The sequence below is a fragment of the Actinomycetota bacterium genome, assembly GCA_035540895.1.
Taxonomy (GTDB): domain Bacteria; phylum Actinomycetota; class JAICYB01; order JAICYB01; family JAICYB01; genus DATLFR01.
In genome coordinates this window covers 1-8,511 of sequence record DATLFR010000216.1, presented here as the reverse complement: position 1 = coordinate 8,511, position 8,511 = coordinate 1, and the positions used below count along the sequence as shown (strand labels likewise).

General features: G+C 72.5%; 9 protein-coding genes. 8 read left to right on the top strand and 1 reads right to left on the bottom strand.

The features are described 5' to 3' along the window. The 8 genes from VM840_12165 to VM840_12130 all read left to right on the top strand — a co-directional run. Nucleotides 1-305: hypothetical protein (locus VM840_12165; protein HVL82333.1), on the top strand; the 305-nt coding region annotated here is incomplete at its 5' end. Further along, entirely contained in the window at nucleotides 302-589 is a 288-nt protein-coding gene (locus VM840_12160; GenBank protein ID HVL82332.1) for a PASTA domain-containing protein, read from the top strand. The genes VM840_12165 and VM840_12160, both read left to right, overlap by 4 nt. Then, entirely contained in the window at nucleotides 586-1,320 is a 735-nt protein-coding gene (locus VM840_12155; GenBank protein ID HVL82331.1) for a (Fe-S)-binding protein, read from the top strand. The genes VM840_12160 and VM840_12155 overlap by 4 nt, the downstream gene beginning before the upstream one ends. Continuing rightward, nucleotides 1,317-2,264, top strand: coding sequence for a GntR family transcriptional regulator (locus VM840_12150; GenBank protein ID HVL82330.1), 948 nt, complete (start codon nucleotides 1,317-1,319; stop codon nucleotides 2,262-2,264). Before VM840_12155 ends, VM840_12150 begins: the two co-directional genes overlap by 4 nt. A 165-nt stretch (nucleotides 2,265-2,429) precedes the next feature. After that, the gene (locus tag VM840_12145; protein HVL82329.1) at nucleotides 2,430-3,617 is read left to right on the top strand and encodes an ROK family transcriptional regulator; all 1,188 of its coding nucleotides are present in this window, start codon (nucleotides 2,430-2,432) and stop codon (nucleotides 3,615-3,617) included. Nucleotides 3,618-3,623: 6 nt separating this feature from the next. After that, entirely contained in the window at nucleotides 3,624-4,616 is a 993-nt protein-coding gene (locus VM840_12140; GenBank protein ID HVL82328.1) for an aminoglycoside phosphotransferase family protein, read from the top strand. Then, nucleotides 4,589-5,896, top strand: a complete 1,308-nt coding sequence (eno, locus tag VM840_12135) for a phosphopyruvate hydratase (protein ID HVL82327.1) — start codon at nucleotides 4,589-4,591, stop codon at nucleotides 5,894-5,896. Before VM840_12140 ends, eno begins: the two co-directional genes overlap by 28 nt. After that, nucleotides 5,883-6,617 (top strand): SDR family NAD(P)-dependent oxidoreductase, encoded by a 735-nt coding sequence (locus tag VM840_12130; protein HVL82326.1) that lies wholly within the window; start codon nucleotides 5,883-5,885, stop codon nucleotides 6,615-6,617. The genes eno and VM840_12130 overlap by 14 nt, the downstream gene beginning before the upstream one ends. 39 nt (nucleotides 6,618-6,656) lie before the next feature. Here the strand turns inward: VM840_12130 and VM840_12125 are convergent, their stop codons facing one another. Further along, entirely contained in the window at nucleotides 6,657-8,420 is a 1,764-nt protein-coding gene (locus tag VM840_12125; GenBank protein ID HVL82325.1) for a hypothetical protein, read from the bottom strand. Between the last annotated feature and the right edge of the window lie 91 nt (nucleotides 8,421-8,511).

The following is an 8,511-nucleotide window of genomic DNA, read 5'->3' as shown; positions in this document are numbered from 1 at the left end:
CCTGGGGGGTGGGCAGGTGGCGGGCGACGCTGGGGGCGGTCCTGGTCGCGGCCGGGCTCGTGGGGGCGACCGTCGCGGCCACCATCCCGCTCGTGACGCGGTCCGCGGACTGGGTCGCACGTGGCGGGCCGAGCCCCAACGACGCTCACGCGATCGCCTTCCTCGGCACGTGCGGGGTAGCCGCGCTCGCCGGCCGATGGTTGCGCTCCACCCAGCCCGACCCCCGTCCGCTCGCTGTGCGGCCCGCCCAGCGCGGACCGGCTCCCATCCGCGAGCGACGCGGGGACCCGGGGGTACCCCGATGATCTCGCGGGCGGCCGGGCTGGTGCTCTTCCTCCTCACCGCCTGCACCCCTGAGCCGCGGGTCTTCTCCGACGATCCCGTGACCGTCCCGTCCGTCGTGGGCGCGGACGTGTCCGACGCCCGTGAGGACCTGACCGATATGGGGTTCCTCGTCCGTGCCGTGGACGAGGTGACGGGGGAGGAGGTCGACTGTCCGGACGGGACCGTAGCCGACCAGGACCCCTCCGGCGACGAGGAGGTCCTGAAGGCGTCGACGATCACGCTCACCGTCCGGGGGTGCCGATGACGGCCTCCCGGGTGGCGCTCTTCCCCACCTGCGTGGTCGATACGGTCGCCCCGCAGGTTGGAGTGTCGGCGGTGCGCGTCCTGCGCCGGGCGGGTTACGAGGTCTCGGTCCCGCGAGATGCGACCTGCTGCGGCCAGCCGGCCTGGAACGTAGGTCTGGCCGAGGAGGCGGCCACCGTCGCCCGCACCACCCTGCGCGCGCTGACGGACGAGGCGAGCGACGTGGTCTGCGTTCCGGCTGGGAGCTGCGCGACGATGATCCGCGTCACCTGGCCGGAGCTCTTCTCGATAGTGGGCGACCCCCACGCCCGCCGGCTGTCCGAGGAGCTCGGCTCCCGGGTGAAGGAGTTCTCCGAGCTGGTCGCGGCCGACCCGGTGTCGGCTTCGGCCGAGGGCGTCCGGGTCGGCTACCACCACTCCTGCCACATGCTGCGGGAGCTGGGGGTCCGGGAGGAGCCGCTCGACCTCCTGCGCCGGTCCGGACACGAGGTCGTGGCCTGGACGGGCGACGACCGCTGCTGCGGGTTCGGAGGTCTCTTCTCGGTGAAGCAGCCCGAGATCTCGGTGGCGATGGCCGACGACAAGCTCGACTCCCTGGCCTCGTCGGGAGCCGAGATGCTCGTGGGGTGCGACCAGTCCTGCCTGCTGCACCTCGAGGGGCGGATGGCCAGACGGGGCGAGACGATGCCGGTGAGGCACCTGGCCGAGGTGCTCGACGAGGCGATGCCGTGACCACGGGGTCGCTGAGACGCAGGCCCCTCGCCGACGAGGTCGTGCGCAGCCTGGCCGACCTGATCAGGGACGACGGTCTCGACGAGGGAGACGACCTCCCGCCGATATCGACGCTCGCCGAGCGGCTGGGGGTCTCGCGTACGGTCACGCGCGAGGCCGTGGCCATGCTGGCCGAGACCGGGACCGTGCGACGCACCGACGGACGGCGGTGGACGGTCCTGGCCGTGCCCGGCGACCGCGACCGCGCGTCGCACGACGACGACGGCGACCCGGTCCGGTTCCGGTCGCTCGCCGACCAAGCGGCCGACGCCGTCCTGAAGATGATCGTCGACCGGGAGCTGGCCGAGGGGGACCCTCTCCCCTCGAGCGGCGAGCTCGCCCGGACCTACGGGGTCAGCGTCCTCGTCATACGGGAGGCCCTGGCCGGGCTCTCGTCGCTGGGCGTCCTGCAGCGCCGCCAGGGTCGCGAGTCCGTCGTGGCGGCCCCCTCCAGTGACATCCTGAGCTCGGTCCTGCGCGTCTGGGCCCACCTCGAAGGGATCGAGGTGGACGAGTTCCTGGTGGCGCGCGCCAGCCTGGAGACGAGGGCGGCCGCGCTCGCGGCGGCGGCTCCCGACGCGGCCCGCAAGCGCGAGGCTCTGGACGTGCCGCTGCACGGCATGCGCAGGGCACGGTCCGAGCGGGACTTCAACGACCACGACGTCGCGTTCCACATCGCGGTCGCGTCCCTGTCCGGGAACCGGGCCATCGCGCTCGTGCTCGAGGCGATGCACGAGGTGATCCGCAGCTTCATGGACGTGACGTACCGCCGCGCGCACACACGCGACCGCCGGGCCGTGGAGATCGCGCTCGGACACCACGAGGACATCGCTGCCGCCATCGTCGCGGGGGACCCGGAAGCGGCCGCGGAGGCGATGACGACCCATTTCGCGTTCAGCCGCTGAGTTCGGTGAAGTAGGTTTACAATCCCTCTGGTGGCAGCTGAGCCGTCGGAGGGCTCTGGTAGCGTGAGTCGACCTGTACCGAGCTCAGTGAAGGGGGGCGCGACGGGTGTCGCGGGCACGGCCGTGAGCAAGCGGCCTATCGGGTCGGGCGCCGACCACAGTTTGATGCGCGAGCTCAACCGCTCGCTCGTCCTCGACGTGATCAAGGAGAACAGCCCCATCTCGCGTGCGGCCATCGCGAAGCAGACGTCGCTGGCCAAACCGACCGTATCCGCGATCATCGACGACCTGATCGCGGAGGGGCTGGTCCGCGAGATCGGGCCCGGGCAGACGACCTCGGGAGGGGGCCGCCCCCCGATCCTGCTCGAGTTCAACGGCCGGTCGCAGTTCCTGGTCGGGATCCAGGTCGGGGTGAAGCGGACCACGATCGTCGTGGCCGACGCCCGGGGTGAGGAGCTCGAGCGCACGGAGATGTCCACCCCGCATGGCGACGCGTCGGCCGCGCTCCAGAGGATCAGCGAGAGCGTGCACCGGTCCGTCGCCGCAGCGGGGGCGAGCCTGAAGCGGCTCGGGGCGGTGGGGGTCTGCCTCCCCGGCCTCGTCGACCTGCACACGGGTGTCTGCCTGCTCGCGCCGAACCTGGGATGGAAGGACGTCCCGGTCGCGGCCACGCTGACCGCGTCGCTGGGCGTGCCGGTCTACGTCGTGAACACCGTGGACGCCGCCCTCGTCGTCGAGCACGTCGAGGGGGTCGCCCGGGGCGCGCAGGACGCCGTGCTCCTGTACATCGGACGGGGCATCGGCGCCGCGTTCATAACCGAGGGACGCCTGCTGCACGGAGCCTCGGGGCTGGCGGGCGAGATCGGACACTGCCACCTGCCGGGCGCCTCGCAGCCCTGCAACTGCGGGAAGGTCGGCTGCCTCGAGGCGGAGGCGGACGCGCGGGCGATCGTGCGCGCCGTCCGGGAGGCCGTCGCGTCCGGACGCGGAACGACCCTCGACGGCAGCGACGAGGACCTGCGGGCCGAGGACGTGGCCGCCGCTGCCGCCGAGGGCGACGAGCTCTCGCTCGAGGTGCTGCGAGACGCCGGGCGCCGCATCGGCGTCGCCGTGTCCTGGCTGATCAACCTCTTCAACCCGCAGATCGTGGTGATCGGGGGTGGCATCGCGGGAGCGGGGGAGCCGCTCCTCGGTCCCCTGCGTGAGGCGGCCCTCGAGCACGCGCTCCCGCAGGCGACGTCGCAGGTGGAGATCAAGCCGTGGGCCTTCGGTCCGAACGCGACGGTGCGCGGCGCCGTGCTCGTCGCGCTGCAGTACGCCGAGACGTACTACCGCGTCATCTTCCAGGGCTGAGGCGCGATGAGCGCCGACCTCCTCACTCCGGGCACCGTCGTGGACCACCTCGTCGGTCGCGGCCTCGTCCAGAGCGGGTCCGAGGCCCAGGTCGTGGAGCTCGGGGGCGGAGTGTCCAACGTCGTGCTGGCCGTCCGGACGCCGTCCCTGCGCGTCGTCGTGAAGCAGTCGCTGCCGCGCCTGCGCGTGGAGGACGAGTGGTTCGCGAAGCGGGAGAGGGCGATGACCGAGGCGGACGTGCTCCGATTGGGAGCCGAGCTCACCCCGGGCAGCGTCCCAGCGGTGCTCGACGCCGACCCGGACGCGTGCGCGCTCGTGATCGAGGAGGCACCGGACGGCTGGACCGACTGGAAGCAGGATCTGCTCCATGGGCAGGTGGATACCCGCGTGGCGGCGGAGGTGGGGCGGGTGGTCGGCGTCTGGCACCGCGAGACCGCCGACCCCGACACGTACGCGCGCAGGTTCGGTGACCACGAAGCCTTCGAGCAGCTGCGCGTCGACCCCTATCACCGGACGGTGATCCGCCGCCGCCCCGAGATCGCATCGGCCGTCGCGGCCCTCGTGGATCGGATGGAGAGCTCGCGGGCCTGCCTCGTTCACGGCGACCTGTCGCCGAAGAACATCCTGGCCGGCCCGGGCGGGGTCTGGGTGGTGGACGCCGAGGTCGCCCATTTCGGCGACCCCGCGTTCGACCGCGCCTTCATGACGAACCACCTCATGCTGAAGGCGATCCACCGGCCCCAGGACGCGTCGGCATACCGGGCGGCGTCCTCCGCCTTCAACGAGGCGTACCTGGCTCAGGGTCCGCCCGACCGGGAGCCCGCCTACGTGAACGGGCACGTGGGGTGCCTCATGGCCGCGCGCGTCGACGGGAAGTCCCCGGCCGAGTACCTCACCGGGCCCGAGCGGGAGGTGGCCCGGGCCGTGGCCCGCCGACTGCTCGACCGTCCCCCCGACACCCTGGAGGGCGCATGGAGCGCGCTGGAGGGATCGCGGTGAGCGCGATCGAGCGCGTCTGGGCGTGGGAGGCGCTCGACTCCCGGGGCACACCGACCGTCGCCTGCGAGGTGGTCCTCGCGACAGGCGCGCGCGGACAGGCCATCGTGCCGTCCGGGGCGTCGACCGGGACCTATGAGGCGCACGAGCTCCGCGACGGGGGGGACCGATACGGGGGCCGGGGGGTCCGGACGGCGGTCGGCAACGTGAACGGACCCCTGGCCGCGTCCGTCCACGGCCTGGACGCCGCCGACCAGGAAGCGGTGGACGCCGCCCTGCGGGCCGCGGACGGCACCCCGAACCTCGGGACCCTCGGGGCGAACGCGGTGCTGGCGGTGTCCGTCGCCTCCGCTCTCGCCGCCGCCGAGGACGCCGGGGAGCCCCTCTGGCGCAGGCTGGGAGACCCGCTGATCCCCATGCCGATGGTGAACATCCTGTCCGGGGGAGCCCACGCCGCGCGGGCGGTGGACGTCCAGGACTTCCTCGTCGTCCCGGTCGGCGCCCACTCCTTCGCGGAGGCGATCGAGTGGGCCTGGCGGGTGAGGCGGGCAACGGCCGAGCTCTGCGCCGAGCGTGGGCTGGTCTCGGCCCTCATCGCCGACGAGGGTGGGCTCGGTCCCCCGCTCGGCTCGAACCGGGAGGCGCTCGACCTGCTGGCGTCCGGCATCGAGAGGGCGGGGCTCGAACCCGGCTCCCAGGCGGCGATCGCCATCGATGTAGCAGCCACCCAGTTCCACGACGCGGGACGGTACACCCTCGCCGCCGAGGAGAGGGTCCTCGACGCAGGCGAGCTGGTCTCCATGCTCGAAGGCTGGTGCGACGCCCACCCGATCGTCTCGATCGAGGACCCCCTGGCCGACGACGACTGGGAGGGCTGGCGGGAGGCGACCGTCCGTCTCGGCTCGCGGGTGCAGCTGCTCGGCGACGACCTGTTCGTGACCGACCTGGCCCGTCTCGAGACCGGCATCGGCTCCGCGACCGCCAACTCCGTCCTCGTGAAGCCGAACCAGACCGGGACGGTGAGCGGGGCGGCATCGGTCGTGCGCCGGTGCGCCGAGGCCGGGTACGCGGCCGTCGTCTCGGCCCGCTCGGGCGAGACCGAGGACTCATGGATGTCGGATATGGCCGTCGGGTGGGGGGCGGGTCAGATCAAGGTCGGCTCGACGATGCGGTCGGAGCGGACGGCCAAGTGGAACCGGGTCCTGCGCATCGAGGCCGAGCTCGGCGAGGCCGCTCGCTTCGCCGGACGCACGGTGATCGGAGGTAGGCATGTCGCGGTTTGAGGGCAGGACGGTCGTCGTCACCGGCGCCGGCTCGGGGATCGGGGCGGAGATGGTGAGGCTGTTCGCGGCCGAGGGGGCGACCGTGGTGGGGGCCGACCTGGTCATGGACACCATCTCGGGGGCCGCGGTCGCCGTGGCGTGCGACGTCTCCTCTCCGGACGACGTCGAGCGCCTGATCGCGACGGCGGTCGGGGAGACGGGGCGGCTGGACGTGCTCTGCAACAACGCCGGGATCGGGTCCACCGCCGATCCCGTCTCCTGCACGGTGGAGGAGTGGGACCGGCTCTTCGCGGTCAACTGCCGCGGCGTGTTCCTGGGCACGAAGCACGCGCTGCCCCACATGCTCGCCGCCGGGTCAGGCGCGATCGTGAACACCGCCTCGGTGGCCGGGATGATCGGGCTGCGCGACCGTGCGGCCTACTGCGCCACGAAGGGGGCGGTGATCGCGTTCACGAAGCAGGTGGCGATCCAGTACGCCGGCACCGGGGTGCGGTGCAACTGCGTCTGCCCCGGCACGGTCGACTCCCCCTGGGTGGGACGCCTGCTCTCGGAGGCCCCCGATCCCGAGGCAGCCCGCGCCGCGCTCGTCGCGCGTCAGCCCCTCGGGAGGCTCGGGAGCCCGGAGGAGGTGGCGAAGGCGGTGCTGTACCTGGCGTCCGACGACGCTGCGTTCGTCACGGGCGAGGCGCTCGTGATCGACGGCGGAATCTACGCGGGTTAGCTGGGGGCCGCGGCGCGCAGCGCCGCGGCCCCCAGAGCGCTAGTCGAGCAGGTTCGTGGGCCGCGTGCCCATCGGTCCCGTCTTCGTGTTCTCGGGAGAGCACGCGGGGTACGCGGCGAGGTCGGACCAGGGGTCGCGTCCGGCCAGCTGGGCGGCCGTGCACGCGACGACGGGAGCCATCACGCTCGAGGCCGAGACCGTCTCCTCGTAGTGGCGGACGCCGCACGGGTCCGTCGCCTGCTCCACCCCGATGTAGGTCAGGGCGCTCGAGGAGCCGAGCTCCCGGCTCGCCCACCGCTGCGGGTTGCTGGGGTCGTTGTTTCCGCGGCCGGACGGACGGTCCACCCCGACCGACCAGAAGTCGTACCCGGGGACGATGTAGCCGAGCTCGTCCATCCCGAGCCCGAGTACGAAGTGGTAGCTGGAGTCCGGGAACTGCTGGCGGATGCCGGGCTCGTGGGGTCGACCGGTGTCGGCCGCCGGACAGTCCGGCCTCCCGTAGACGCCCAGCGCGATCTCGGGGAAGAGCTCCCCGGGCACCGTGACGAAGACGGCCGGACCCAGCTTGACCGCGTACATCTCGGTGCGCGTCGTCTCGCCCGAGGTACCCGAGGGGACCCCGGCCGTGTAGGTCTGCTTGTCGAACAGGCCCGCCGTGTTGAGGGCGCGCAACGACTGGTTGTCCATCTGCAGGAAGAAGACCTGGTGCGCGACGTCGAGCGTCGGGTCGCTCAGGAGCGGCTGGCCCTCCAGCGAGGCGATCGCCGTCTCCGCGACCTCCTCACCCACCAGCTCCAGCCACTCGTAGGGAGTCAGGCCCTGCGGAGCCGACCGGGTGGTCATCAGACCCCCCACGCTCCCCGAGAAGAAGACGGAGATCCCGCCCAGCTCGCGCTCCATCATCTCGCGCGTCGCGTGCGGGTAGTCGCTCGAGATCATCGGGTTGCCGCTCCACAGCGCCTCCGGGTGGTTCGACCAGTTCACGATCGTGCCGATCGTGTCCCCCTCGGGGTCGACGAACTGGGCCGTCCACACGTCCGGGTCGATGACCTGCGGGGGCCGTGAGTCCTGGATGATCGGGAGCGTCGCCCCCGTGACCGGGTGCGTGCCGTGCGTCGCCTGTCCGTGTCCGAACCTCACCGCGGCCGGGGCCATCGACTCGTAGGCGGCCACGACGGCTTCCACGATGCGGGCCCGGATGAACGCCTGGTAGAGCGGGAACTTGCCGTCGTGCGGGAGCTGGCCCCACAGGCCCATCGTGTCCGGGCCCTCGTGGGTGTGCGTGGAGGCGACGATGAACCCGTCGAGCGCCGGGACGCGCCGGGTGGCCAGGAGCTCCTTGCGCGCCTGCTCGATCTCCTCGTTGAAGAACCCGACCACGTCGAGGGAGACCATGGCCACCGTCTTCCCCCCGGACGACACGACCACCGCCCTCGCCCACGTGTCGTCGAACTTGCCCTTCGCGCACCGTCCGCCGAACCCCGCGTTCGTCCAGACGCCGTCCCACTTGCCCGTCGACTGGGGGTCGATGACCGAGTTGCGCACGTCGTCGGTGTGGCGCTCGCCCGGGTCGTAGCACCCGTTCGCGTTCGCGTCCTCGAACGGCTCGCTCCACACGCCCGACCTCGGGTTCTGCCAGAAGTCCCACCCCTCGGGGGGCTCGCCGATCGGCGTGATGGTGCGGGCGGCGAAACCGGCCCGCAGGGTGTCCGGCTCGGCTGACGCGCTCGGCAGCGAGGCGTTCCCCACGGCGGACAGGGCGGCCACGAGCAGGGCCAGGACCAGCGTGACGCAGCGTCTCATCATCGGGCTCCCCAGGTAGGACTCTCGGACGTCTACAGGTTCGACACCCGGACCGGGAGCCCTGCCCGGGAGCGGGGCGGCTCCCGGGCAG

Bases quoted from the DNA above. Each gene is read 5' to 3' on its own strand.
- VM840_12140 (HVL82328.1), top strand. From the start codon at position 3,624: ATGAGCGCCGACCTCCTCACTCCGGGCACCGTCGTGGACCACCTCGTC.
- VM840_12160 (HVL82332.1), top strand. From the start codon at position 302: ATGATCTCGCGGGCGGCCGGGCTGGTGCTCTTCCTCCTCACCGCCTGC.
- VM840_12145 (HVL82329.1), top strand. From the start codon at position 2,430: ATGCGCGAGCTCAACCGCTCGCTCGTCCTCGACGTGATCAAGGAGAAC.
- VM840_12125 (HVL82325.1), bottom strand. From the start codon at position 8,420: ATGAGACGCTGCGTCACGCTGGTCCTGGCCCTGCTCGTGGCCGCCCTG.
- eno (HVL82327.1), top strand. From the start codon at position 4,589: ATGGAGCGCGCTGGAGGGATCGCGGTGAGCGCGATCGAGCGCGTCTGG.
- VM840_12130 (HVL82326.1), top strand. From the start codon at position 5,883: ATGTCGCGGTTTGAGGGCAGGACGGTCGTCGTCACCGGCGCCGGCTCG.
- VM840_12155 (HVL82331.1), top strand. From the start codon at position 586: ATGACGGCCTCCCGGGTGGCGCTCTTCCCCACCTGCGTGGTCGATACG.